General features: G+C 65.7%; 24 protein-coding genes and 3 pseudogenes. 6 read left to right on the top strand and 21 right to left on the bottom strand.

Annotated elements, in window-relative coordinates:
- Positions 1 to 94: 94 nt before the first annotated feature.
- Positions 95 to 5122 carry a caspase family protein gene (locus tag LWP59_RS18470; RefSeq protein ID WP_144641774.1) on the bottom strand — a complete coding sequence of 1676 codons (5028 nt, stop codon included), beginning with the start codon at positions 5120 to 5122 and terminating at the stop codon, positions 95 to 97.
- On the bottom strand, positions 5119 to 5475 hold the full coding sequence (locus LWP59_RS18465) for a hypothetical protein (RefSeq protein WP_144641773.1): 357 nt from the start codon (positions 5473 to 5475) through the stop codon (positions 5119 to 5121). Before LWP59_RS18465 ends, LWP59_RS18470 begins: the two co-directional genes overlap by 4 nt.
- A gap of 572 nt (positions 5476 to 6047) precedes the next feature.
- Between LWP59_RS18465 and LWP59_RS18460 the strand changes: the two genes are divergently transcribed.
- Both LWP59_RS18460 and LWP59_RS18455 read left to right on the top strand, forming a co-directional pair.
- A complete protein-coding gene (locus LWP59_RS18460) occupies positions 6048 to 6758 on the top strand; it encodes a hypothetical protein (protein WP_144641772.1) in 711 nt (236 codons plus the stop codon).
- 8 nt (positions 6759 to 6766) lie between these two features.
- On the top strand, positions 6767 to 7081 hold the full coding sequence (locus LWP59_RS18455; RefSeq protein WP_222425619.1) for a hypothetical protein: 315 nt from the start codon (positions 6767 to 6769) through the stop codon (positions 7079 to 7081).
- A 281-nt stretch (positions 7082 to 7362) separates the two neighbouring features.
- On the opposite strand, the gene LWP59_RS18450 is transcribed toward LWP59_RS18455, so the two are convergent.
- From LWP59_RS18450 to LWP59_RS40370, 7 genes and pseudogenes are all read right to left on the bottom strand, one after another.
- A complete protein-coding gene (locus LWP59_RS18450; RefSeq protein ID WP_144641771.1) occupies positions 7363 to 7566 on the bottom strand; it encodes a hypothetical protein in 204 nt (67 codons plus the stop codon).
- Positions 7567 to 7871: 305 nt separating this feature from the next.
- On the bottom strand, positions 7872 to 9464 hold the full coding sequence (locus LWP59_RS18445) for a tetratricopeptide repeat protein (RefSeq protein WP_144641770.1): 1593 nt from the start codon (positions 9462 to 9464) through the stop codon (positions 7872 to 7874).
- Positions 9465 to 9875: 411 nt separating this feature from the next.
- Positions 9876 to 10602: pseudogene (locus LWP59_RS41065) on the bottom strand (hypothetical protein).
- 668 nt (positions 10603 to 11270) lie between these two features.
- Positions 11271 to 12410, bottom strand: coding sequence for a recombinase family protein (locus tag LWP59_RS18435; RefSeq protein WP_229857556.1), 1140 nt, complete (start codon positions 12408 to 12410; stop codon positions 11271 to 11273).
- Positions 12411 to 12890: 480 nt separating this feature from the next.
- Entirely contained in the window at positions 12891 to 13751 is an 861-nt protein-coding gene (locus tag LWP59_RS18430; protein WP_144641768.1) for a hypothetical protein, read from the bottom strand.
- A gap of 122 nt (positions 13752 to 13873) precedes the next feature.
- Positions 13874 to 14659, bottom strand: a pseudogene (locus tag LWP59_RS18425) (IS3 family transposase); the annotation flags it as partial.
- 90 nt (positions 14660 to 14749) lie between these two features.
- Positions 14750 to 15040, bottom strand: coding sequence for a transposase (locus LWP59_RS40370; protein WP_267903860.1), 291 nt, complete (start codon positions 15038 to 15040; stop codon positions 14750 to 14752).
- 180 nt (positions 15041 to 15220) lie between these two features.
- On the opposite strand from LWP59_RS40370, the gene LWP59_RS18420 reads away from it, so the two are divergent.
- Positions 15221 to 16480, top strand: coding sequence for an IS701 family transposase (locus LWP59_RS18420; protein ID WP_233921981.1), 1260 nt, complete (start codon positions 15221 to 15223; stop codon positions 16478 to 16480).
- Between the two features lie 116 nt (positions 16481 to 16596).
- Here LWP59_RS18420 and LWP59_RS41060 read toward each other — a convergent pair whose 3' ends face one another.
- From LWP59_RS41060 to LWP59_RS18380, 8 genes and pseudogenes are all read right to left on the bottom strand, one after another.
- On the bottom strand, positions 16597 to 16908 hold the full coding sequence (locus tag LWP59_RS41060) for a polysaccharide lyase beta-sandwich domain-containing protein (protein ID WP_222425736.1): 312 nt from the start codon (positions 16906 to 16908) through the stop codon (positions 16597 to 16599).
- Positions 16909 to 16935: 27 nt separating this feature from the next.
- The gene (locus LWP59_RS40365; RefSeq protein WP_144645142.1) at positions 16936 to 17529 is read right to left on the bottom strand and encodes a class I SAM-dependent methyltransferase; all 594 of its coding nucleotides are present in this window, start codon (positions 17527 to 17529) and stop codon (positions 16936 to 16938) included.
- A 170-nt stretch (positions 17530 to 17699) separates the two neighbouring features.
- Positions 17700 to 18164: pseudogene (locus LWP59_RS18405) on the bottom strand (IS3 family transposase); the annotation flags it as partial.
- Between the two features lie 427 nt (positions 18165 to 18591).
- Positions 18592 to 18933, bottom strand: coding sequence for a hypothetical protein (locus LWP59_RS18400; RefSeq protein WP_229858622.1), 342 nt, complete (start codon positions 18931 to 18933; stop codon positions 18592 to 18594).
- A gap of 153 nt (positions 18934 to 19086) precedes the next feature.
- Positions 19087 to 19539, bottom strand: a complete 453-nt coding sequence (locus LWP59_RS18395; protein ID WP_144645144.1) for a hypothetical protein — start codon at positions 19537 to 19539, stop codon at positions 19087 to 19089.
- Positions 19536 to 20282, bottom strand: coding sequence for a hypothetical protein (locus LWP59_RS18390; RefSeq protein ID WP_144645146.1), 747 nt, complete (start codon positions 20280 to 20282; stop codon positions 19536 to 19538). The genes LWP59_RS18395 and LWP59_RS18390 overlap by 4 nt, the downstream gene beginning before the upstream one ends.
- 14 nt (positions 20283 to 20296) lie before the next feature.
- Positions 20297 to 20482, bottom strand: coding sequence for a hypothetical protein (locus tag LWP59_RS18385; protein WP_229858620.1), 186 nt, complete (start codon positions 20480 to 20482; stop codon positions 20297 to 20299).
- A 149-nt stretch (positions 20483 to 20631) separates the two neighbouring features.
- Positions 20632 to 21327: a hypothetical protein gene (locus LWP59_RS18380; protein WP_144645148.1), complete on the bottom strand. Its 696-nt coding sequence runs from the start codon at positions 21325 to 21327 to the stop codon at positions 20632 to 20634.
- A gap of 258 nt (positions 21328 to 21585) precedes the next feature.
- Between LWP59_RS18380 and LWP59_RS18375 the strand changes: the two genes are divergently transcribed.
- The 3 genes from LWP59_RS18375 to LWP59_RS18365 all read left to right on the top strand — a co-directional run bounded on the left by LWP59_RS18375 (position 21586) and on the right by LWP59_RS18365 (position 23219).
- Positions 21586 to 22047: an AbrB/MazE/SpoVT family DNA-binding domain-containing protein gene (locus tag LWP59_RS18375; protein WP_229858618.1), complete on the top strand. Its 462-nt coding sequence runs from the start codon at positions 21586 to 21588 to the stop codon at positions 22045 to 22047.
- A complete protein-coding gene (locus LWP59_RS18370; protein ID WP_229858617.1) occupies positions 22044 to 22661 on the top strand; it encodes a hypothetical protein in 618 nt (205 codons plus the stop codon). Before LWP59_RS18375 ends, LWP59_RS18370 begins: the two co-directional genes overlap by 4 nt.
- A 192-nt stretch (positions 22662 to 22853) precedes the next feature.
- On the top strand, positions 22854 to 23219 hold the full coding sequence (locus tag LWP59_RS18365) for a hypothetical protein (RefSeq protein ID WP_186383604.1): 366 nt from the start codon (positions 22854 to 22856) through the stop codon (positions 23217 to 23219).
- 65 nt (positions 23220 to 23284) lie between these two features.
- Here LWP59_RS18365 and LWP59_RS18360 read toward each other — a convergent pair whose 3' ends face one another.
- From LWP59_RS18360 to LWP59_RS40360, 4 genes are all read right to left on the bottom strand, one after another.
- Entirely contained in the window at positions 23285 to 23719 is a 435-nt protein-coding gene (locus tag LWP59_RS18360; protein WP_308431804.1) for a DUF305 domain-containing protein, read from the bottom strand.
- Positions 23623 to 24099, bottom strand: a complete 477-nt coding sequence (locus LWP59_RS40735; protein WP_308431803.1) for a permease — start codon at positions 24097 to 24099, stop codon at positions 23623 to 23625. Before LWP59_RS40735 ends, LWP59_RS18360 begins: the two co-directional genes overlap by 97 nt.
- A gap of 399 nt (positions 24100 to 24498) precedes the next feature.
- Entirely contained in the window at positions 24499 to 25047 is a 549-nt protein-coding gene (locus LWP59_RS18350) for a cytochrome d ubiquinol oxidase subunit II (protein WP_267903850.1), read from the bottom strand.
- The gene (locus LWP59_RS40360) at positions 24971 to 25285 is read right to left on the bottom strand and encodes a cytochrome d ubiquinol oxidase subunit II (protein WP_267903851.1); all 315 of its coding nucleotides are present in this window, start codon (positions 25283 to 25285) and stop codon (positions 24971 to 24973) included. The genes LWP59_RS18350 and LWP59_RS40360 overlap by 77 nt, the downstream gene beginning before the upstream one ends.
- Positions 25286 to 25371: the final 86 nt, after the last annotated feature.

Below are 25371 nucleotides of genomic sequence, written 5' to 3'. Positions count from 1 at the left end.
CGGTGGCGTGCCGTATCAACCGACTCAAAAGCTTGGAGCAGTGGCCACCAGGTACCGGGAAGCCGTCCTGATCATCGCTTCCATCACCGATCGGCTATGACATGGGATACATGGCCTGGCCCCCGATAGGCTTCCGCAAGCCAAGCCGTGCTTGCAGGTCGTTGTTCTCCGCCACCGCCCGGGAGCACACGGAGTTGAACTTGCCGACACTGTGCTCTCGCGCCGCCAGCAGAAGGTTGACGGCCTGTTTGATCTGTTCTCCCCGGCCTTGCAGCACGGACTGCGGGAAGGGATTCGGATTGTGTACGAACTTCGCTGCCAGCGTAATGGCACGTCCACGCTCGAATTTGGTCACGATGGACTCGGCTCCGTGCGCCTCCTGCAGAACGCGGCACGCGTCGAAGCAGTCGTAAGCACGCCGAGCATGGTCGGCGGCCTCCTCCGCGGTGCTGGAATTGGGTGGCGGCACGACCCCGTGGAGAACCCCATGCCGGTTGGCCAGGTCGATGGCCCGGTCGAGATAGAGCTTTCCGAGCCCCTCCAGCAGTGGCACGCTCGTGAATTCCGCGAGGAGCAGTTCACCGAGAAGATCCGGGGTGAGCTGTTCCAGGTCCTCGTCGCGTACGTACGTGTCCGAGGCGCTCAGCTGAGGAGAGGCGACACTGTCAGTGCTCGAAGTCCCCGAGGCACTCTCGCTTGCGGCTTCACCGTCGAGCAAGTCGTCAAGTAGCTTGTTGCGCCGTGCCCGTTCCGGCGGCTTGTCACCACCCTTGTTGCGTATTCTGTCGCCAATGGTGTCGAGGCTCCGGGCCTCCCCGTAGCGGCGGCGGTCTAGAAAGCGGCCGACCGTGCCCGTGTAGTCCCCACCGATGATGACCTCAAAGGAGCTGTCGATCGGCGCCCAGTTCAGTGGTTCGCGCAGCCGGATGGCAACCCGCCCGCTGAGGACCAAAGCCAGCCAGATGCGGCGGTTGCCGCTGAGAACGGTGTTGAGATGATCTTTGGCGTCGATGAGCCTGTCGTGCCTGTCAGGCCGTCGATCGGCGTCAGCGTACTCTGCTTCGGCGAGCATCGCCTCCGCAGCGGACAGCAAAGCGACGCGCCCCATGTCACCGTTCGGCGCGGTTCGGGCAAGGCGCTCGTAGAGGTTGATGGCCTCCTCGTAGTCCCAGATGTAGCGGCGGAAGCCCGCTTCGGCCGCGATCAGCCGGGCGTCCTCCGGCCAGAGGCGCGAGGCCTCGTGAAAGATCTCGAGGACTGGTGTGTTGTCGACCTGCGGTCTCCTGGTGGTGGGGCCTGGGCCGGTGTGTCGATTCTTCTCCCACTTGGCCAGCTTGAAGCCAAGGACGGCTGTCCAGCGACAATACTCGCGTTCCAACCGCGTCTCCAAAGCGCACAGTTCGATCGACGGACCATAACGGTAGCGATGTGCCCGCAGCTTCTGTCGTCGCTCTCGGTACAGCGCCTCGATACGCTCCCGCTGCACGGCCGGGGGTCGCCGGAGGAAGTCCTCCTCCCCAGCCCTCTTCGCGGCACCGCGCAAGCTACCTTCCTCGGCCCAGTCGGACTCGAGGCAGGAGAGGTCGAGCGCCGCGTGGGCGTGCGAGCGACTATCTGCTTGCCTCAGCCAGTTTCGGATCGCCTTGACGCAGGCCCGGCGCTGCCTCTCGGCCGCCTCGCCGGCCGCCCCGGTGCGCGGAGCCGACCGCCGGACGTCGAGGACCTGCCTGAGCCAGACCGAGTACGAGAAGGCAGCCGGGGCGAGTTCGACCGCAGCACGAGCATGTTCCTCGGCTTTGGTCAGTGCGGCACGTGCCTCGGGAAAGTCTTGGTCGTCCCGGCAGGCGCGGGCGAGGAACCCGTACGCCTGCGCCAAGGCGGCCAGCACCTTGGCGTGCTCCCGTTTGTCCAGTGAAGCGATGGCGCTTCTTGGCTCCAACCTTGGTTGTGAATTGCCTTGACCCGTCGCTACGGCTTGCTCGTCTCTCCCGGGGGCATGGTGAACCAATAGCTCCACGGCCTCCTTGGCCCCGCTGAGTTTCAACCGGACGTCCGCGCATCGCACGTGCACCTTCCGGAGGAAGCGCGCCGAGGCAATGCAGATACTTGAGGGCCAGGAACGCCAGTCGCCCCAGCAGCGCGCCAGCGAGTCCAGCACGAGGGCTCGGACCTCGACCAGTTCTTCGTCGGTGGAGCTCTGCTGGAGCAGCAGGGTGCCGGATTCGAAGAGACGCATGGACCACGGCGTTAGTGATACGCCTTCCTCATGCGCGAGTTCCAGTCCCGCTATCACGAACCGCACCGCCTCAACGAGTTCGCGGCGGCCGTCCGCAGGGTCCGGCAAGAGGCGGCTGCGCACTCGGGCGATCCGGTTACCGAGCTGAAGCCGCGAGTAAACGCTGCGCGTAGTACCGTCGTGCGGTAGCTCGTCAGCGACCAGCTCGGCAGCTGTCGCAACAAGCTGCTCGGCCTCGGGCCCGCGGTCCGCGTCGATCAGCGCGTCGGCCGTGTTGAGTAGCCAGGAAACAGCCAGGGTGATCCGGCCAGCCTGTCCGCCGCCCGGCCGCCGGGCGCCGAGAAGCAGTGCGTCAACAGCTGCCAGCCGGACGTCGATGAGGCGCGCCCTGAGCCGCAGCCGTTTGCCGGTGACAGCCAATGACGCGTCAGCGGAGCGGAGCAGAGTGTGCTGGACCTGCGCGGGGTCGCACTGGCCGAGCGCAGCGGAGAACTCCTCGGCGGCCGCGACGAACCGTGCACTGTTCTCGGCGGCCGCACCTTCCACGCGCGCTGCGAAAGTCAGAGAGGTCAGCGCGTTGTAGAGGCGATAGAGCCCAGCCAAGGGAGTGGCGTCGTCGGCGGCCCGCGCGTTGGTCAGGCTCTCCGACACGGCACGCTCTTCGGCCTCCTGCACAAAGCGGTCAGCCATCGCCGGCAGGTACGGCGCGTCGCCGGCGGGTGCCACGACGAGCGAGCAGATGACGTCGTGCAGCGCCGGGAGCCGGTCGCCGCCTTCGTCCTCAATCCACCCGAGTGCCGAGCGAAGCTTCATCTCGAAGGCGTCGGACGCATTGTCGGTGTCGACGTCCAGCGCCCCCGCCGCCGTGACCAGCAGCGACGTCGCGGCCATCGCGAACCGCCGGTCTAGCTCCGCGATGTCCAGCTCGGCAGGAAAAAGGTGGTCGAGGAGCTCGGGATCGAGCATGACCGGTGCGAGCGGGTCTTCCACAGCCTCGCCGCGCGTCAGCAGGGCAGTGACCAGGGAACGCAGCGCCTGCTCGCTGGCCTGCCCGAGAGTAAGCGCCCCCGAGTCGGTGGACGAGACGACGCGTGCGTCCTCCAGCAGCGCCAAGGTGCGGTGCGGGAAGCCGACGGAGGGGGCTTCAAGGACATGCTGAGACACGGAAAGCTGATCGGACAGAGCCCAGACGGCGAGGATCGCGAGCGGTTCCGGGGTGACAGGTGTTTCGGTTCCGGTGATCAGGCGGCAATCGAGTTCCTTCAACGTCCTAGCCACACTGGGGGTCGTTCCCTCCATCAAGGCGGCCGCCACATGCCCAGGGTCGGGCGTGGTCACGCCATCGCCGACCCTGCTGAGATAGCCGTACACACTGTTCTTCAGTACGCCCGGCAGCCTGATCCAGCGGTCCTGGATGCGGCCCAGGACATCCTCACCGTCGACCGTCTGACGTTCCTGTGAAATAAGGGCGGTGAGGAGCTCCGCGGCATCCCGTTGCTCGAGTTCCTTCAGCTGGATGGGGACTTGCAGGTCGAGCTGCTCGTCGCCGTGGACGGTGAGGGGGGCCCGCGAAATGACGATGTTGGCAGTGTCCCGGAAGTATGCGTGCGCGAGCAGTTGGTCGAGCTCGCTCCTGATGTGCGCGGAGTCGTACCCGAGACGCCCGCAGTCGATGACGAGAAGCAGGGTACGTCCACGTGCATGTTCCCGGAGACGGTCGATAACCAGTTCGCGGCGCGGGTCGCCGTCGGCCTCTGTGCTTTGGTCGATGTCTTGGAGCCGAATCTCCAGCGCAGAGGCGAGGGCCTCCAGGACGGGGGATTCGGCACTGCGGTTGACAATCGTGATCTCCAGCAACAGCCACGGCTGCTCGGTAGGAGCAGCTTCCTTGACACCGCACGTTGCCAGAAACTGGCGGACGAACGCGGCCTTGCCGGCGTAACGGGGCCCGTTGACCGGAAGCACGGTACGCTGGCGGAAGCGGCTCAGAGCCGCTTCCAATTCCTGTGTACGGCCGACGAAGTTGACCTCGGGGATGGGCCACGGTCGGAAGCCGTTTGGTAGAGGTTGCCGAACAGTGATCGTCTCGGCAGCCAAAGACGGGAAGACGTACGGGACACGGGAAGGGGGGACGTGCTGGCGGTTACGTAGCCATGGGCGATCAGCCCAGGTGAACGGTGACTCGTGTGGTTGTGGTGCGAACTTCGGCTCCGCCACACCTTCGATGACCTTGCTGACGGTCTCGAACACCCACTTCGCGGAGAGGCTGGGCTGCGTTGCCTCCACCCCCTCGAAGGCCTTAAGCAGGGCCCCCGTGAAAAAGGTGGTTTCGCGCCCGGAGTCAGCGAATGCGATGTCGTTATCCGACGTCGCGGCCATGACGTACCAGCCATGTTCCGCACCAGCAGTACTCGGTTCTCCAGGAACGGAACGGACGGCACCCCCGGCATAGCAGCAGTCGAGGATGAGCAGCTTCCGTTCGGCTCGCTTGCCTTCCCGTTCGACTGCCGCGAAAACCGCGCTCATCGGCACCATCGAGGCCTCGGGATTGGCGCGATCTCCGGTGTCGTACGGCGCCAGATAAAGCATTCCGTCGTGGAAATGGGCATGGCCTACGAAGTAGAGGACGAAGGTGCCACCGCGCTCGGAAAGCCGATAGTGCAGCCCGATGGCGTCGAGCATGTCGGAGCGCTTCAGGTCGATCTCAGCCGTCAGCCGGGTACGCGGTAGTCCCCACAACTCGGAGTCGGAGAAAGCTGCCTTCAGCTTGGCGAGGTTGTCCTCAACCGCGGGGACCGGAGTCAGGTTCGAGCCCTGATAGGTCTTACCACCGATCAGGAGAGCGCTGGAACGGGACGGGTCGGCCTTCTCCTCGTCCGGATTCACAGCAGTTCCTCGAGTGCCGCGGCTACCTCCTTCGCTTCCCCTTCGACGGTAAGCTCGCAGCGGCGGGTGCCGTCGGGGAGGTCGGTCCTGGCGGCGTGGATCTTGAGGGCGTCGCCGTCCGGTTCGCGCAGCCGCTTTACAACGTAGTCGTAGAGCGCCTGCACGAGCACCGGAAGCATCACGTTCTCCCCGACGAACTGGAGTACTTCCAGGGCGCCGAGCGCGCCTTGTTCGACCTCGGTGACGGCGCGGTCGACCTGCACGCCCTGCTCCTGAAGTTCATCGCGCACCGCGGTCTCGATCCTGCGAAGCTCATCGGGCTGGCCATCTTCGATCGTCACCACAATGTCCATGCGTCCCCCTGGGAGCCACCATCTGACAAAACAGGCATCAGAGATATCGCCACAGACCACGCGCTGTTACTCCCGTTTGCTGAAGCGTGACCCGTTATACGACAGGTGTGCGGCGGCAGGCGCGACCCCTCAGGCCGAGGTCTCCGAACGCACCCCGCACCTCCCGTGTTGCGCCACGACGCTGCGGACCACTTGACGACACGCCCGGGATACCGACACGCCGATGCCTGAAAAGTTAGCTTCGCTGAAGCTGGCAGTGGGACCGAAACGCCGTCAACAGGAGTCATTTCAGTCCCAGGACCTGTCACTCCTGAACACAAAGTCGCAGGTAGACACGCTAGTCAAGCCTGTTGGTCACCCTCCGGAGGCAGACTTCAACGGGTCAAACCCCGGCTCTGACCCCGCGCCGGCTACTTGCACACGTCGACGTGCTCGCGGTATCAAACCAGCACTAGATCAAGAGCGCCACCCCGACGATGAAAACAAGCAGGATCAGGGCCAGGGCCTGCACAGGCGCGGTTGCCCGTTGCGCTGGTGGGTCCAGCCTTCACGGATCACGTCCAGGGGGATTCTTGATCAGCGACGCTCAGCTCATCTTGGGTTTTTCTGGACACCTGACCGCTTACTCGCCGTCGGCTGTACACGCCGAACTGGAGACGTTGCGGTTTGCCGGGCAGGTCTACGAGATGGCATGGCGGCTGCGTAACGCCCAAGTTTCCTCGGCCGATCGAGTACGCGCCATCGGCATCGAGGCGAAAATCGGGCCGTTGGATCTTGACCGGTATGTGCTGCCCACGCTGGAACAGCTGGGCTGGGTTCAATGCGACCGGCGACCCGATGGAGGGCTGGCCAGCGTGTCGGCCTTCGTCCCGCAAAGCGCCGAGCTGTTGAGCGCGACGGATCGGCTGTTCGGAATGCTGCTCGCCACGCCGACACAACGCGCCGCGCTGGAGATCATGCTGGCGACCTCGATCCAGCCGCTGGAGCGTCAGGCAGCTCTGCAGGCCGGCTCTGGGCATGGGGACGAGGCAGCCGAGCGAGCGTTGAGCTGCTTGATCACCGTCAACCTCGTGCGTGAGGTGCAGAGCGAAGACGGCCGCGTGGCGGTCTTCAATCCGAACGTCTGGGTCGGTGACGCCGAGATGGTGACGGCCGCGCTCCGTACTGAGGACGCGCGCGTGCGGCGGGAAGTCGGTGCGCTGACAGGGGAGGTCATGGCCTCGCCGGTATTCCGGAGGAGCACGTCAAGAGCACCGAGCAGCGGTGGAACGACTTCGCCGTAAGCGCCGGGTTGGTCGAGCGGTCCCAGGTCGTCGCCACCAGCGATAAGAAGCTCCTCTTTACGCCACACCTGCATCGAGACCCGTTCGGTACCGACCCCCGCGACCCCTCCGGCCACATCCGTCAGCTCGTGGGCAGCATGATCTACGCATCGACCTTCGCGTCGTGGAAGCTCAACAGCCCCGGCGCATTCCTGCACGTCCTCATCCGCGACGGCGAAGCCGGCAACCACGAGCGCATCGCGGAGGACTACGCGATGCTCGAAACCGCTGGAACCATCGAAGTCGTCGGCGACGGCCGCCATGCACCACCGACAGCAACATGATCCCCTCCCCCGCAGCCAGCAGGCGCGGCGCTGGAAGCCCGCGTTCGCCGGCCAACCGAAGCGCCACCACTTCGGTGTCGAAAGCGCCCCCGGTGCGCAACACCGCCTCGCGGCCGTTACCGAACCGCAACCGCCACGGGGCTCCGCCCTCACGCAGCCCGGTCCAGTCCACCACGGGGTGCGCGACCGCAGCCTCCGCCCAGCGCACCGCTTCTTCAGCCGGTTCGATCATCCGCCCAACCTAACGGGTCACCCGGGTGACCGTCAGGACGGACCGGAGGTCACAGCCGTGCCAGCGCGGCGGCGAGCGGCTGACTGAGCGCGCCCCGATCGCCCGTCACCACGTCCCGGAGGCCGAGCCAGGACGCCAAGTCGCGAAGCGTGCGCGCCAGCTCGGCTGCCACTCGCCCGACGTCCTGCCCCTCCTCGAGAAAGGCACCGGGAACCAGGAGCAGGCCGGCCGAGCGGTCGGCCTTGAGGTCCACGCGCGCTGCCAGGTGCGGACGTCCCCTGGCCGACGCCGACTTGCATCCTTAAGAGACCGTCCTGCTTGGGACTTCCGGGGGCTCGATGTTCACGATAGTCCTGATCGGCCGACTGACACCCCAGCCGCGGTCGTCGACAGCTCCCGCGTGGGTGACCGAGGCTGGTGCGGCCCTGACGGTGTCGCGGACAAGCTGGCCGCGTAGGTCATGCGGGGCCGTTACATGCTGGCTTTCGGATCCTCATCACTTTGTGGCCCGGTGTTGCCGTCGGCCATAACGCTGTCGAGGGAGTTCTCCGCGCGGGGTTAGCTGACATTCGCTGCTTGGTACCACCAGTGCTCGGCCTCGGCGGTGTCGCCCCGCTCGTGCAGGAGGACGCCCAGGTTGTGCATCGCCTCAGGTTGGCCAGCGTTGGCTGCCTGACGCCACCAGTGCTCGGCCTCGACTGTGGCGCCCCGCTCCTGCAGCAGGACACCCAGATTGAACATCGCGTCACGGTGGCCGGCGTTGGCTGCTTGGTGGCACCAGTGCTCGGCCTCGGCGATGTCGCCCCGCTCCTGCAGCAGGACACCCAGGTTGTGCATCGCGAACAGGTGGCCGGCGTTGGCTGCTTGGCGGTACCAGTGCTCGGCCTCGGCGATGTCGCCCCGCTCCTGCAGTAAGACACCCAGGTTGTGCATCGCGAACAGGTGGCCGGCGTTGGCTGCTTGGCGGTACCAGTGCTCGGCCTCGGCGATGTCGCCCCGCTCCTGTAGCAGGGCACCCAGGTTGGACATGGCGAGCAAGTGGCCGGCGTTGGCTGCTTGGCGCCACCAGCGCTCGGCCTCGACTGTGTCGCCCCACTCCTTCAGCAGGACGCCCAGGTTGGACATCGCGTCGAGGTTGCCCGCATCAGCTGCCTTTTGCCAGGCGGCACCTGCGATGTCCGGGAGCTCGTGGATCATCGCGGCTTGGTAGCCGACCGCGGTCAGTTCGTCGGCTGCTGCTTCGTCAATGGCTAGTTGCCAGGTGGTGGCGGGGACGGTTCGGTCGGTTGCTGTGGCGAGGTGATCGAGCACGAGGTCATATACGCGGTAAGTTCCGTCAGCTGGCTCCAGCAGTGACACGGTCGGGTTGATTTCCCGGGCGGCCCAGTCGAGCGCCGCGCGGTATTTCTCGTCGTTGTCGAGTTCGTCGCGGCGTCGTCCGGTCAGTCGAGCCTTGGCGAGCCGGGGTAGGAGTTCCGCCGGGACGGCGCGAGTGAGGCCCATGCGCGACCAGTCGGCCACGCCGGCGACCAGGGCGTAGCCGAGAGGGTTGGCGCTTTCGGCGACTGTGAGCTGGTCACGGACATGCTGGGCGGCGCCGACGTATTCGCCGATCCCAGTCCGGGCGATCCGTGCCCGAATGTCCTCGTCCGGCACAGCACACCGCAGATCTTCGTCGGTGGGCCGGTCCCGATCGCGGTCGAGCAGCACCAACTGGAAGAGGCGGAGCACGTCCCATTCGGGCGAGCGCAGCTGGTCGGTGGGCTGAAGCCGGTCCCACTCGTGACCCCGCAGAGTGGCGACGATCCAGTTCGATGTCTGAAGCCGTTGGATCAGCCCAGCAGTCAGGCCGCCGTTGATGAGGAATCGATCTAGGTCATCTAGCCAGATCACGTGCTGATCCGGGGTGATGTCGGCCTTATCGAGGTCGCCGAGTGCGGTCGGGCTGTCCGGCAGCAGAAGTGGTGTGTCAGGAAGGACCTGCCGGACGGCGACGGCAGCCAGCCGGGTCTTTCCGACCATGGACGGTCCCACGATCAACACCGGCCGGCGCGCGCGCAGATGCTCGCAGACCTCCCGTTCCTTGGTCGGCCGCGGCAGGTAGGGGACGTCGACGACGGCGGTGTGCACGCGCAGGTCGTCCAAGCTCACCTCGCTCACCGTCCTGCCCACGGCGCGCACGCCTCGCCGAACCGCAGACGCCGCAGCTGCGCGCCGCTCGCGCCCACGCTGCCAGAGTGGACCCAGGCCGGCCACCAGCACCGCTAACCCCGCAGCCCCGCCCGCGACCCACCACGCGGCGCCCGGCCATCTCTGGGCAACGGCAAGCCCGCTCGCTATGACCGCTACTACGAGCAGGCCGGTGACCAGCAGCCACTGCCTTCGTGGTCGAAGCCTGCGCCTGCCCACGGCAACCCCCTCGTCTGGTCTCCCCCGACAATCGCACCAGAACAGTCCAGCGTAACGACACCGGTAGCGAGATACTGAGATACGGCAGTGATCGCCAGCGGCGGACGTCACACCAGAGCGTCGGCGTCCGGGTGGGGCACCTACACGATCGATTCATGCCGCCATGGTTGCCTCCTCCTCTTCGTTCACCACATCACCCGTGGCTCGCTGCACGGCGATCTGCTCCTCGAACTCGGACCGGACGATCTTGACGAGCTGGCGGGCCCGAGTGGCCCCAACCCCGAGTCGGACGCGCAACGTGTCAGCGGATATCGGCTTCTGGTGAGCCTCACGATGAACCGCGTCTTCTCGCCGGGCCTGAGCCAAGAGAGCCTCCGGCGTGCGCCCAACGACTGCTCGCTCCTCACCCTTCGACAGGACGTCCTCGTCGAGTTCGTGCCCCGTTTCCGGCGCACCATCATCCGAGTCCGCATCGACAGCTGGCTCAGACCGATCGAGCTCGCGTGCGACAGGCACACGACTCGTGACGCCCATCGCATGCAAGAGGCCGGGGCCGATCTCCGACCAACCGATCAACAGGAGCGGCCCTACCGCGTCGAACGCCGCCTTGCCAAACTCGCCCCGCGACCAAAGGCTCCGCCACGTTCAGCGCGAGCGTGACAACGCTCGCGAAGATCAGCAGCCGGCAGGCAGGCCGCAATACCTCCGGCGAAGCACCGGTGAGCGCCAGGTGCCGTGTGCCGAGCAGCAGCCCAACGATTGAGAGATCAACCGCAGGCGCCACGAGCGGTGCAACCCAGGCGGGCACGCCAAGCCGGAGCGCCAGATTGAGGACGTTGCCGAAGCCAAACATGAAGGTGAGGGCGACGACAACGCCCATGATCACAGTGACAGTGCGGACAACTGTTGCCGGATCGGTCGGACGCTGAGCCACTCCGTCAATGGGCGGGAACCCAGCCTCGCCTGAACGTGCGGTTTCTGTAGCGTCGCTCATTTGGTCCTCGCCCTCCTTACAGGGTAGGCGTCAAGGCCCCGCCGTGGGTGGTGACGCACCCGGCGGTGCCGCCTTCACAACGGCAGGTCCGGCCGGGCACGTCGCGCAGCACGACGTGTTCGAACTGAGCTAGTATTGAACTTGATCTCGGAAGCCCTGCAGAGCGATCCGCTGCAGAGCGTCGACCGCCTGAACACGGCTCGACGCAGGGGAGATCGCCAGATCACGCGCGACTCCCTAACGTCGTCTCGTCGTCACCGGCAAGCTTGGTCGAGACTGGTCCGCTACTCCGATCGAGCGATACCCGGTGCTCAACGACCAAACGTCCCCTGAAGAAACCCCTGGTCGGAGCTGTTCCCATCTGTTGCGTGCCCTGCCGGGGGCTCGAACCTGCGCATCGTGCTCACCGCGCGCTCCCCCGTGGCCGACGGTCCATCACAAGCCTCACGTCGACCCGGATCAGCAGCCCGTCAGGCAGGACGCGTGGTGTGATTGCTGCCGGAATCTCACCGGGGGCTCGAACTCGCACACGCATCCGCCGCCGGATCCGAGGCTCAGCCAGGCAGCCCGATCCGTGTGGATAGTGTGCAACTCCCCCCTCGGACACACTCGCTAACCACACGGGGCGTCACCGAAGCAAGAACGGTGCGCCCCTTTGGTTCGTATAGCAGCTCTACGTTGAGTCGGTCGTAAAGCTGCTCCAGGACTTCTGGCTTCGCGTGCTTGAGCGCCGCAGCCACATCTCCCAGGGCGCCGATCATGGCATACACCTCGGCCTCACTGACCGCAGTCGGTGGCGCAACCCCGTCCAGCTCGGCACGGGCAGCCGCTCGCTGTGCCTGCGCCTCGTTGATCGCCTCGACGAGTGCCGCAGGATCAACCCCGGCCTCGATCGCGGCTTGCAGCCGCCGCAGCCGAGCCTCCGCGTCACTGAGCCTCTTCCTGATCGTCTCCACCGCTGCCGTCCGGCCCTGCCCTTGAGAGGCGACCAGAGCCGCCACCGTACGGTCCACATTCTCGGGCTTGAAGAGGTCGCCCAGCCACCGGTTCAGCAGGTCAAAGACATCGAACTCGCGAAGGTTTACCGTCCGGGGATGCCCAGCCAGCGCCGACGAGCCCGGCGCGAGGGTGCGGGCCATGCTGCGGTAGTACACCTCTTCCTTGCGGATCACCGCGCCTTGCAGCCGCCGCGTGCAGATCCCGCACCTAACGCGGCCCCGCAGAACGTAAGGACGCGTCCCACGCGTCCGGATCCGCTCCAGCTTCGCCCTGCCACGCATCCCTCCCGCGGCCCGGGCACGACGCAGCAGTTGAGCTTGGGTGAAGTCCTCAACGGAAACGATCGCAGGATGCGCAGGGGTCCGCGAACGCACGACCTTCTCCGCCACCACCCTGCGGAACCGCACCACGTGACCGGCCGACACGTCCTCCGGATCGAGCAACATCTCTTGCCGAGCCCACCGCCCGAAGAACGCGTACCCCATGTACCTCGGGTTCTCCAGGATCACCCGTACCGAACTCCCCTGCCAGCCATCCGCCAGCCGGTGCCGGTTCTGTTCAGGCCGCCGCGCGGACGGACACGGGATGCCGTCCCGGTTCAGGCCGTTAGCGATCGCCCGGTCCCCCTTCCCGCCCAGGTACTCGGCGAAGATCCGCCGCACCACCTCCGCCGCTGGCTCATCAACCGCCAGCACCCGCAGCCAGATCGTCGACTGCCCATAGGTACTATGTCACCAACTTTCGTATTACCGACACTTCACATTCGAGGCTGACCACGTCATAAGTTCCGTGGTTGTCAAAATCGAGCCGATAGTGATGGACGTCTGTCTCCGGCAGATTACCTAACCTATGGCCAACCGCTGCGTTCCTTTTATAGGGACTACTGTCGATTACCCGAGAAACGAATTCAGACTCCAGAATTTCTATCAACCAGAACTCGTGGTCTTCCCCGTGTGGCCAAACCCTGTCCCAGTCGCTATCCACCCACCGGTACTCTATGACATCGGGGAATCTAATTTTCGTGATCTGAGCCCCGCCCACAGACGACACATATTCGACCGTAATGTCGGTCGAATTTCCCGCCGCACGATTTTCAATCGAAAACCTGGGGGCGTCGTCCCAGCCAGTATATAGATGATCACCCTCCAACTTTCGATATACCATTCTGCCTCCCACTAGGGCACCTCAACAACGTACAGGATATCAGGACTGTCTCGATCAGGTGTGATAGGTATCCTCGCACTGGGTAACGAATCGCCCAGAAGGGTCGTCTCATTCAATCTGTTTCGAGTGTTCCTGCTGAGATCTTCGTAACTTGTGAACACAACGTTCGTCGGTCGCTTTTCAGCACGACTGAGCGCGGAGAGACCTCGGGTATTTGTAGAGACGAGCACGCCCTTGTACTCAAAAACTTCGATACGGATCTGATCGGTACTCAACTCTCCATCGCTCAGGTCACGCGCGACGTCCTCAATCGATCGCCCTTTCAAATAGTCCGGCACCCCGGGCTTTGTCGAAAAATTGGGGTCAGCGCGCTTCTGACCGAACAGAACAACGTAGCCATCAGTGTCCACTAAGGCGGCAACAGAAGCGCTCGGCAATGAAGCAGCGGGGTCGACGGTCCCAGGCACAAAAGGCTCGTCGCCACCGTTCACGGACCTTGGGTCGAGCGTGCCGAGGTCAATCGCAGGTTCATTGTTCGCTGCGTCGATGAGTGCCTGGATGTCGGCTGCGATCGTTGGAGCACTCGCAGGCCTGGCATGTGGCGTTAACGCGTCGCGACGGACACGCTCAGCGCGGGCCTGTTCTGCAGCTTTTGCTGCGGCCGCTGGGTCGACGGGCCCTCGCCCCTTGTGATTGGTTGTTCCAGCCCTTTTGTTCTTGGTTAAAACGTACCCGCCGCCCGGAAGTTGGACGTAGCCGCCGCCTTTTTGCAGGTTGCGTAGCTGGCGCCGCTCTTCGTCGTAATTGGGCCAGGCACCCCAATAGAAGAAGCTGTCGCAAAAATTCCCATTGTCGTCATAGATTGTGTCCAAGCATGTTCCGCCAGCCGACGGCGGGTCGATGACGAAATCACACAGGATCCCGAACCACCACAGTTTTCGCGCTGCACGCCTGAGGCGCCCCGAATTTTCCGGACAGGTTTATTGTGGCTATTTCATGCTGCGAGCTGTTGGTTCAGATACTCGTTGTGGACCTCTAGTGGGGTCTGGTAGCCGAGTCCCGAGTGGAGACGTTGCCGATTATAGAGTCCCTCGATGTATTTGACAACCTCCTGGCGGGCTTCGGCTCGTGTGGTGAATACCGTGCGGCTGACCCATTCGTTCTTCAGTGCGCCGAAGAACGATTCGGCCATCGCGTTATCCCAGCAAATTCCCGTCCGGCCGACTGATTGGCGAATATTGAGGCCGGCGAGTTCGGAGGCGAACTCGTAAGACGTGTAGTTCGAGCCTCTATCGGAATGGAAGATGCATCCGGGCTGCAGGTCGACGGTGCCGGCTGCGGAATCGAGAGCTGTGGTGATGAGTGAGGTTTTGTAGTGATCGGCCATGGACCAGCCGATGACCATTTTCGAGTAGCAGTCGATGACCGTGGCCAGGTAGACCCAGCCCTCGCCGGTCGGGAGATAGGTGATGTCGCCGACCAGCTTGGTGCCGGGCGCCTCGGCCGTGAAGTCCCGGCAGACCAGGTCGGGGATGCGGTGTGCCAGGTCTGCTTCGGTGGTGGCCGGTCGCCACGGCCGCGGTTGGCAGGGCACCAGGCCCAGCTGGCGCATGAGGTGGCGGACCAGCTCGCCGGACACCTGCTCGCCTGAGCGTCGCAGCACGGCGTGGATGCGCCGGTAGCCGTAGGTCCCATGGTTGGCCTCGAACACCGCGGTGATCGTCGCGGCGAGCCCGGCGGCGCTGGGTCGCCGGCGAGGCCGGCCGGTCCTTCCACTCGTAGTAACCCGAGGTGGACACGTCCAGCCATACGCACATCTTGCTGATCGGGTAGTTGTCCTTCTCGCCGTCGATAAACGCGAACTTCGCGCTCACCGATACTCCTGGGCGAAGAAGGCCGCAGCTTTTCCCAGGAAATCATTCTTCATCTTGAGTTTCCGGTTCTCGCGTTCCAGCTCCCGCAGCCGAGCCCGGTCGGAAACCGACAATGGCTCCTCCTTGACCGGATGCGCCTTCCGATACGCCGCAACCCAGTTCCCCAGGGTGCCCGGGTTGATCCCCAATTCCCGAGCTACCTGGGCAATCGGACGATCACTCCCCACCGCCATCTTCACTGCCTCATCCCGAAACTCAGGAGAAAACTTCCTGCGCCGCTCCGGCATCGATCACCCTCCATTCCGTATCGAACCCTATTAGTACTCCAGCCGGACTTCGTGATCGGTGCTGGTGAGGGGGTGTCGGAGATGGGTGCGGCCGCCAGTTGATCATGGTCGGTTGTGTGGACTTCCCAAGATCGGCTGGCGGCCGCGGGCCGCAGCATAAACCCTGCTCGCTGGCAGGCGATGTTCGATGAGCTGACCGCGCGGATCGCGGGCCGTTTCAGCCGGGTCGAGCCCCGTCGTCGGGCGGAGAAACTGTTGCTGGGTCTGGTGTCTGAGCTGCCGCGGAAGAACTGTTGGACCATCGCCGAGCATGTCGGAGACGCGACACCAGACGGCCTGCAGCACCTGCTCGCGCGGGCGGTGTGGGATGCCGACGCGGTGCGTGACGACCTGCGCGACTACGTCTGCGACCACCTCGGCAGCCAGAACGCAGTCCTGATCGTCGATGAGACCGGAGACTTGAAGAAGGGCACGCGCACCGTTGGGGTGCAACGTCAATACACCGGAACCGCCGGTCGGATCGAGAACTCGCAGGTCGCGGTGTATCTGACGTATGCCACGACGGCCGGGCACGCGTTTATCGACCGGGCCTTGTATCTGCCGAAGTCCTGGACGAGCGACCGCGAACGCTGCGCCGCGGCTGGGATCAGCGAGAACATGCAGTTCGCGACCAAACCCGCCCTGGCCACCACCATGATCGCCCGAGCCCTCGATGCCGGAGTTGATGCGCCGTGGGTGACCGGCGACGAGGTCTACGGCGCCGACCCCACGCTGCGCGCGGAACTGGAGCGCCGTGGCGTCGGCTATGTGCTGGCCATCGGATGCGACCGCCGCGTCACTACCGGAGCGGGGACGTTCCGCCCGGACGAGTTGGCCACCCGACTACCGAAACATGTGTGGCAACGCCTGTCGGCCGGTACCGGGGCGAAGGGACACCGCTTCTACGACTGGGCTTTGGTCGACATTGATCAGGACGCCGAGGTGGGCGGGCATCGGTGGCTGCTGATCCGACGCAACCGCCGCACCAGAGAGTTGGCGTTCTACCGCTGCTACGCGCCCACCCCCGTCGCGTTGCCCGTTCTGGTTCGCGTGGCTGGAACCCGCTGGCGTGTCGAAGAATCCGTTCAAACCGGCAAAGGTCTGGCAGGCCTGGACCAGCACCAGGTCCGCCGCTGGCTCTCATGGCATCGCTGGACCGTTCTGGCGACGCTCGCGCACGCGTTCCTCACCGTCCTCGCCGCGACCGAACCCACCCAGACACCAACATCCACCCGCTGGATTTCCTTGACCTGCAACGAAGTCCAACACCTGTTCGCCACGATCACCACCACGCTGATCACAGGCACCACGCACCACCTACGCTTCTCGGCCTGGCGCCGACAACATCAACACCGAGCCCGACAGGCCCACTACCAGCGGCAATCCACCCAAGAACCATGAACATCACGATCTACGGCTGGAGTACTAGGTCCGCTGTCCGGAAAGTGAGAGGCACGCCAAACTGTAGGGGTGGGACGGTATCGGGCAGGATGGTGGCCATGGCATCCCCGCCCGAGTCAACCAAGATCTCGCTGCGTCAACGCCTGCAAGCGCGAGCCCGTGACCGGTGGCCGACCCTGGCCAGTATCACCACCCGTCATCACGGCGCGTTTGCTTACGTCAGTGGTCACCTTGCCGACGGCACGGTGTTGCCGTTGTGTCGGTTGCGCTACGCCGGATCGGCCACCACCTGGGGGTTCGCGGCATATCTGGCCAGCCGGGATGGTTACGAGAACTCGATTCTTCCCAGTGGATACCCGGCCGGCACTCCAGAAGAAGCCCTGGACTGTGCCTGCGGGCTCTACCTCGACGACGCCACAGCCTGGCAACCCCCGACAAACTAACGGTCGAGACCACTAGTCCAGGCGGCGCAACGTCACCAACCGGTTCGCCCGCCGGGGCGGGATCCACGCCTCACACGTGACCTCCCACCCCGGCAGGGCGCCCGCCAGCATCCCGTCCAACTCACCCCGCGGCATGAACCGCACCGTCGCGTCCCCCGACACATACCGATCCGCGCAATACGCCACCGCCGTGCCCGGGCCACCACGATGCTCCCACTCCTTCACCGCCACCGTCCCTCCAGCGGCCGTGAGCTGGGCGGCTTCGCGCAGCACCTGCTCCCGCTCGGACTCCGCGACATGGTGCAGCACATCGCACAACACCACCAGATCGAACGGTGCCGGCTCCTCCGCCAGCAACTGCGCCGTACTGATCCCCCGAAACGTCACCCCCGCCCGGTCCCCAACAAACATGCGGCCCGGTTCTGGCGTCCCCGGATCCAGTCCTACCAGCTCGACATCCGGACGGACACGGCGTAACGCCGCCGCCATCGCCCCATCCCCACAGCCAATCTCCAGCACCCGCTTGGCCTGCGGCACCACCGACAACACCGTCCTCGCCAGACAGTCCAAATCGATGAACATCCCCCGGTACACCTCGATCGCCACCGGCTCGAACCGCCCCAGCACACGACGAACCGCAGTCCCAACAGGCACAGCACACCCCTCCACGAAATCCACAAACGTCAGCCGGTCCCCGAGCCTGCTTATCTAAGCACCGCCAGACCGTAAACGAACGGGTCTGCCCAGACTTCGGTTGACACCGGGGCTGACTGTTTTCAGGCCGCTGCTGCGGCCGTGTAGATGGTCTCAAACTCGACCGGGGTGAGTTTGCCCAGGGCGCGTTGACGGCGTTTGCGGTGGTACTTCGTCTCGATCCAGGACACGATCGCCAACCGCAGTTCCTCCCGGGTGCTCCACCGCCGGGTATCGAGAACATTCTTTTGCAGCAACGAAAAAAACGACTCCATTGCAGCGTTGTCACCACACGCCCCGACCCGCCCCATCGACCCGGTCAGCCCATGGCCGCGCAACAGCCGCCGGTAGGCCCCCGACCGGAATTGAGCACCGCGGTCGGAGTGAACGACGGTTCCGGCCGAGTCGCGCAGGGCGATCGCGTTCCGCAGCGCGCTGACAGCGAGTGAGGCTCGCATGTGGGAGGCGATGGAGTAGCTGACGATCTTGTTGGAGTAGCAGTCCTTGACCGCACACAAGTACAGCTTGCCCTCACCGGTGGGATGCTCGTGCCCGACCCGTGGAGTGGTGATGGTGACGGGAGTGTGCAACGTGGTTCTCCCCGCGCGAGCGCGGTTGGTCCCTCGGTGTCGGGGCGGAACCAGCTGGTGGATCTCGGTGCTCTCCGCGAGCGGGGCCGCTGCACCGGCACGCCAGTGCCGCAGCCGCGAAGGTAATCCCTCGTGCCCAATCCCCTGGTCACCCCGTGGGTCGTGATTCCCGCAAGCAGCGGGTTGTCGTCACCAGGCTCCGTCTCGTCGGAAGCTCCGAACACGATCGCGCCGTCATGGGCTTTGTCGGCCGTGTCTCATCCGGGCAGCCCCAGCCGTGTGGTTAGTGTGCAACTCCCCCCTCGGACACTGTGGGGGTTCATCTCCCCGGCGACACCCGCTGTCGATCGCATCGTGACCTGACTGTGAGCGAGCAGGGTCACGTTCAGCTACGTAGCAGGCGGCTGACCAGTACCGTGGCGACGCCGTTGTAGATGACGAGCGCGGCCGGCACGGCGATCTCGATGACCGCCGGTAGCCAACCGAGGGACCTCGGCCCGATGGCGACGCCTGCCCCGAAAGCGAGCCAGCCCAAGCACGTCATCAGCACGCTGAGGTTCCAGAGGACGAGAAGGTTCCGGCGGACCGCGTCAGCGGATCTGAGTTCGAGCTGCGCTGCCGAAACGGTGCGGCGGGTCGACACCGTCACGATCCCGAAAATTGCCGCAATGAGCACCACCGCGCCGCGCGTGCACGCGGTCATGACCAGCAACGGCACCTTGCCCACGCATGCCAGCATGAGGTACACGAGACTGGCTGCAAGTGCCACAGCCAGCGAAAACGAGCCCAGCGCGAGCGGCACGGCGCGCGCAGCGATGTACGCCGCACGTGTGCATCTATCGTGCGATCCTGACCTGCCTGGTTCCGGCGACGTATGGAGTTAGCGCTTGGGCAGAAGGCGACGCATGACGACCGACGCGATACCGGCACAGACCACGGTGACAGCCGCTGCGGCGAACGCGACGGTCAACGCGCCGGTGCCGACCGGCGTGCTGCCCCGGCCTCCCGCGACCGCGAGCACGACCAAGACACCGAGCGCGTCGAACACGATCACGCACAACCACATCGCCACCACCAACCTGCGGATCCCTTGGAAGAACTGCAGATCGAGCGCCCGCGTGGTGGGGGTACGCGAGCCAGCGGCGGCCACGCCCACCCCGGAGGACAACAAGCCAATCGCCCCGCCGCCGAGGAATATCAATCCAAAGTAGAACAGTGGATGAGTGTCGGTCGGCGCGACAACACCGAGCCAGACCAATGCCGCTAGCACAAGCACGGCGAGCCCAATCGCCACGATTGAAAGCGATCGTGTTGCGGAATAGGTGCGCGTCACTGCATCACGTGCCAGTCGGACTTTGCCTGCATGGCTCCGATGTTCGATTTGGCCCACTGCTCACCGAGGTCGTGCACCTTCTGCGAGATGGTGGCCTGCTCGGTGGAGATGGTGTTGCTCAGCGACTGCAGCGACACGATCGCAGTCGTCATAAGCCCGATCGAGACGCCCGCCGCGGTAGCAATCACGGCGATCGCGGCGGGAATCCCGACAACCGTGCACGCCGCAGCGATCGCACCGACTGCGCCAACTACAAACACCCCAGCCGCGACACCCATCGCGATCCAAAAGGTCTCAATCCCGTTGCCGAGGTTGTCGAGCGAACTGCGCAGCTGGTTGGCCAGATCCTTCACTGAGTTCAAGCCACTGACCTGGGCCGGCACTGTGGCCTTGTAGGCCTCTGCGCCGCGGCCCTCCCAGTCCAAGTTGGTCTGCAGCTTGTCGAGGCTGATCTTGCCCGCGATGTCACCGATGGCGTTGCCGACCTTGTTGACCCAGTCTTCGGCCACTTGGTGTAGCCGGGTAGGGCTGCCGGGCTGGTCGATCAACTGGTTGACCCGGTCCCAGAACTCCTTCACCTTCCGGCGAAGCGCGTTCAGACCGTCTTCGATCGGCTTGATCAAGTCGGACAGAAAGCCGGGCACCCAGCTCACTACATCGTTAACTTTGTTGAAGAAATCGTCGATCTTCTGCTGCAGGTCATGGAACTTGTCGTTGGCCTGCGCAATGGCCGGACTCGTCACGCCGTCCCCCGTCGTCAGTGCCCTGCAGCGCGCCGGATGCGCTGCTGTTGGTCGGCTTCAGTCTGGTCATACATGTCGGCAGCGTGCCGCAACGCACCCGCCAGGTCGTGAAAGTTCTGTGCCGCCTGCCCCAACATGTTCTCCAGGGCACTCCGCGCACCGGCATATGTCGTATCGATTCCCTTGTCCACGCCATACATCGACACATCGTGACCGGTCAAACCCAGTGACCCGATCGCCTGCTTGGGCGCCTCTGCGTCCTGCCCTGCACCGCCCAGGTGCCTGCGTCGGCCGTAGAGCGCCGACCGCCGCTTTAATGTCAACCATCGATCATTTCTCCCCAGGGGAATCACCGTCTGCCGGCATGGCCGAGTCGTCGCATGAGACAGCGCGGATCCGCAGCGAGTTCCATCAGCTCGGAAATCGCGCTTCCAGTCGGCCCAGCGGCCAGCTCGCGTGGCGTACTCGCGTCGTGGAGGCCACGCAATACCTCGACGAGCTCCGTCTCGATTTCAGTGTGACGGGCTCGGCCTGCCCACGTGCTATCAAGGTCCAGCGCGAGCACTTGACCACGTTGCGCCGAACCCCGAACGTGCCCGCCGGAACTACTGACTTCGGCAGGCTGATCAACAATGGCCGACAACCGGGCGGTGAACTGACGCAGCTCTGCGTCAACCGCATCGAGCAGCCCCTCCACGTCCCGGCCGGTCAGTGCGGACTCGTCCACTGCAGACGCTCCCGGCGACGCTGAAGCTGCCGTGGGATCGACCTGCTCGACGCTGCGAGCCAGCGCGGCCATGGTCGCGGCGTTAGCGGCTGACCGCACGCTCGTGTGCAACGCCCGGGGGTCAACCACCTGCCGCCAACTCGGTGACAACCGCACGGCGACGACTTCCGCATCTGGCGATACCACCACCTGGACCACGTGGTCGGCGTCCTGCCCAACGAGCGTCTCCTCCGGCTGTGCGGCTGGGTCCGTCTGGCCAGCCTGGGTTCCGTACTCCCAGTCCTCGGCTTCCTCGAAACCCCATCTCCGGTCGCCCACGTCGGCGAACCCTACTTGACGCTCCCTACCCGGCACAGGCAGTTAGACAATTCGGGTTGCGAATCACCGAGCCGACGTATCCCTTACGCTCCGTAGCCAACCAGCGGCCCAGGTCACAGCCGCAGCCAGGTGAAAACTCCCCCCTCGGACACAGTTTCGTGGTAACCGTGCCACATCTGACGTATCAGTGCCAGGAGGCACTTCAACGCTACGCCGTGCCTCTAGGCCACGGCTTCGTGCTTTCCGGCGGTGGTCGTCATGACCCGCTCCGTCATCAGTCCCCTGGCCGTCCCGTCCACGGTCGCGCGGGCGAAGAACCCGATTCAGGCTGCGGGGCGCCGGGTTCTGCCGCTACCGGCCTTGTCGATACCACGCACCAGCGACGTCGTGTACGGCCTGTCCACCATGGACTGCCGAGGCCGGATCACCGACCGTGCCATCGTCGCCGCACTCGGCTGGCGTCCCGGCACTCTCATGACGATCCGCCAAGCTCGCGCGCTTCTCCTCATCCGGACCGACCTGCACGGCACATCCGGCGTGACGCCGCAGGGACACCTGCGCCTGCCCGCCGCCCTCCGCCACGCCAGCCAGCTCTCGCCTGGGGACCGGCTCCTGCTCGCCGCCTACCCCTCTCACGATCTACTCATCGTTCAGCCACCCGCGGCTCTCGACGAGCTACTCGCACCCCACCACCGCCACCTGCTGGCGGTGACTGCGTGAACCAGCACCAGCCCCCTCCAGACCACGCCGCCCTCGATGCCGCGAAAGTCCTGCTCACCCGCCTGGGCCTCTCCCCCGAAGACCTCCTCACCGATGCATCCCCGCGGCCGCCAGTACCGACCTTCGCCCAGTACATCCCGGTCGTGGCCGCCGCTGTCTCCGAGGGCACCCGGCGCGTCTACAGCAGCTACTGGAACCGCCTCGACCAAGCCTGGGGTTATCGACGCCTCGATGAACCCACCCCCACCGAGATCAAACAGCTCGTCGAACACACCAAGGCCAACGTCGTGCCCCGCCGCAACGCCCGCGGCGGACGCAGCGCCGGCGAACACCTCATCGCCGCCCTGTGCTGCCTCTACCACCACGCCGAACACGACCACCTCATCGCCCCAGCCGACAATCCCGCCGCGAAAGTTCCGAAACCCCGCCGCCTGCCCTCCACCCGGCGCGCCGTCGCCGACAACCGTCTGACCGAGATCAACCACGTCGCCGCCACACCGGCAACGGCCCCGCCCTCGACTGCCTCATCCTGCGCCTGCACACCGAAACCGCCTGCCGCCGCGGCGGCGCCCTCGCCCCGCGCCCCCAAGACCTCGACCCCGACCAATGCCTGATCTTCCTCCACGAAAAAGGCGAAACCACCCGATGGCAACCCGTCTCCCCCACCCTCATGACCCACCTGCAACACCACGTCCAGACACGCCCTCGACGTCGCGAAAGTTCTGCTGACCCGGCTGGGACTCTCCCCCGAAGACCGCTTCACCCGTGTCTCCCCGCGGCCGGTAGTGCCGACTTTCGCCGAGTACATGCCCGTCGTCACGGCCGCGGTTTCCGAGGGCACCCGACGCGTCTACAGCAGCTACTGGAACCGCCTCGACCAAGCCTGGGGTTATCGACGCCTCCGACATCAAGCAGCTCGTCGAACACACCGAGGCCAACGTGGCCCGGGCGGACGCAGCGTCGGCGAACACCTCATCGCCGCTCTGCACTGCCTCTACCGCCACGCCGAAGACGACGTGACGATCCGCCCCCGCCGCGGCGGCGGTGAGCAGGCGTCGCTGCACCGCATCCCGGGTGCCGTCCCCGGCCATCCGGCGACGCCAATCCAGATCGACCGGGAACTGGGAGAGCTTCAGCTTCCGTTGGGCGGGCTTCTTGGGCCGGGACGGTGAATCGTGGCCGCGGTCTGGGGGTGGGGCGGGCGAAGCCGGTCCCACCCCCGGTTTCCGGCGGCCGGTCACCTCTGGCCGAGCAGTCCGTTCATTTCGGTGATTTCGGCTTGCTGACCCTCGATGATCTGCTGGGCCAGCGTCTTGGCGTCGGCGCTGCTGCCCTGGGCGAGTTCGGTCCTGGCCATGTCGATGGCGCCCTGGTGGTGCTGGATCATCATCTGCAGCCACCTGCGGTCGAACTCGGCACCCGTCATGCCCCGCAGTGCGGTCATGTCCGCCTCACTCATCATGCCGGCCATCGAGGAGGTACCGCTCGTGTCCGGCATCGGGTGGCCACCGCTCGCCCCGGGCATGGTCGTATCGGTCGAGGTGGGCGCCGCACCCCAAGCGGTCAGCCAGCCGGTCATCTTCTGGATCTCCAGGTCCTGGGCCTGCTGGATGCGGTGGGCCAGGTCGGCGACCTTGGCGTTGCTGGTGCGGCCTGACACCAGGTCGGCCATGTCCAGAGCCTGCTGGTGGTGCGCACGACCGGCCCAACGAGCGGCCCCCACAGCGCGGAGACCACCGGGTGGCCGGTGAAGAAGAACGCCCGCCAGAACGACTCCGGTCCCCAGGCCCCGATCGCCCCGGCGACGAGCAGGCCCATCACCAGGTCGCGCAGGATCGCCGCCCACTCCATCACGAACACGTGCGACACCGAGGTGAACCCGCGTGGCGAGAACAGACGCCGCCGGAACGAACCCACGCCGGCCACGGACATGTCCATCGCCGCATGGCCCTCCATCGCCCCGGCCAGGCCACGCTCGGCCTGCTCACGCGCCTTCTCGATCAACCGTTTGCGGACGAAGACCCGGAACAGCAGAGCGAGCAGCACGATCATGATCGGGCCCCGACGAACTCGGCGGCGGTGAACTGCCAGCCCATCAGCAGCGCCATGAGGATCCCGAGCTCCACGACGAGGTTGGTGGAGCTGATCTCGAAGGCCAGTCATGCTGCCCGCCCGCCCAGTGACCCGCGCGACCGGCCGGCGAGCGCGGCGTGCCTTGGCCGGCATCGACGCCGCCGCGAGAGTCAGGCAGTTACGGCCCGGCCAGAAGGTCGTTGGCTTCCCTCGCAGGAGGTGCCTGACGATTGAAGACAACCTCGCGCGCCCTTCCGGAGGGACCACGACGAAGCGGCCTCACCGAGCACGCCGACCACGGCAACGCGACTCAGTGTGAACTGTCCAGGCGACCGCGCTGCGACAACACGAACAACAGCGCCATCGACGGGACCACGATCACCAGCGCCGCGGCCGCGACGACCACCAGCGCCCACAGCGTCGGGGCAGGTGCGGCCGCGGCCGCGATCGTCGTGTGGGTACCGAGCAAGTTCGGGTACTGGGCCACGCCCCACCCCGCGACGGCCACGACCGCCAGGGCCTGCAGCAGCCGGGGCGGGGCGTGGCGTGGCGCAGCAGGACCAGCGCGCTCAGCCCGCACACCCCGGAAACCACGACCGGGCCGAGACCTCGGGTCAGCAGACCCTCGAACAGCACGGGCGAGTCGGCGTGCAGCACCGCGATCCCGGCCAGTGCCACCGCTCCGGCGGCCGTGGCGGTGACCAGCGACCGGCGGCGGAACCACGTCTCCAGCTCCGGACCGTCGCGGCGGCGGGCTTCGGCCGTGAGGAAGACCGCGGCGGTGTAGGCGCAGGCCAGCACGGCCAGCCCCCCGAGCAGCGACGTCGGGTTCAGCCAGCTGGTGACCGGGTCACCGTTGCCGGACTGCGGGACCCGGCCGGACGCGATCCCGCCGGCCACGGTGCCGAGGAAGAACGGCACGAGCACCGACGAGACGGCGAAGGCGGCCCCCGGTCACGCGTTGCTGGTCGGTGCGCACCATGACCTGGCGGAAGGCGAACCCCGCGCCGCGCACCACGATGCCGAGTGCGGCCACGCCGAGCGGCACGTACAGGGTCGTCGTGATTGCGGCGAAGGCCACCGGGAGGGCCGTCCACAGCATCACCACGCAGAAGATCAGCCACACGTGGTTGGCCTCCCACACCGGTGCCAGCGACTCGTCCACCAGGTGCCTCGGCCGGCGCCCCTCCGCGCACCCCCGGCGGTCAGGTCCCAAAAACCCGCTCCGTAGTCGGCACCGCCGAGGACCGC

It is taken from the genome of Amycolatopsis acidiphila, assembly GCF_021391495.1.
GTDB lineage: Bacteria > Actinomycetota > Actinomycetes > Mycobacteriales > Pseudonocardiaceae > Amycolatopsis_E > Amycolatopsis_E acidiphila.
This window is presented reverse-complemented; position numbering and strand designations above follow the sequence as displayed.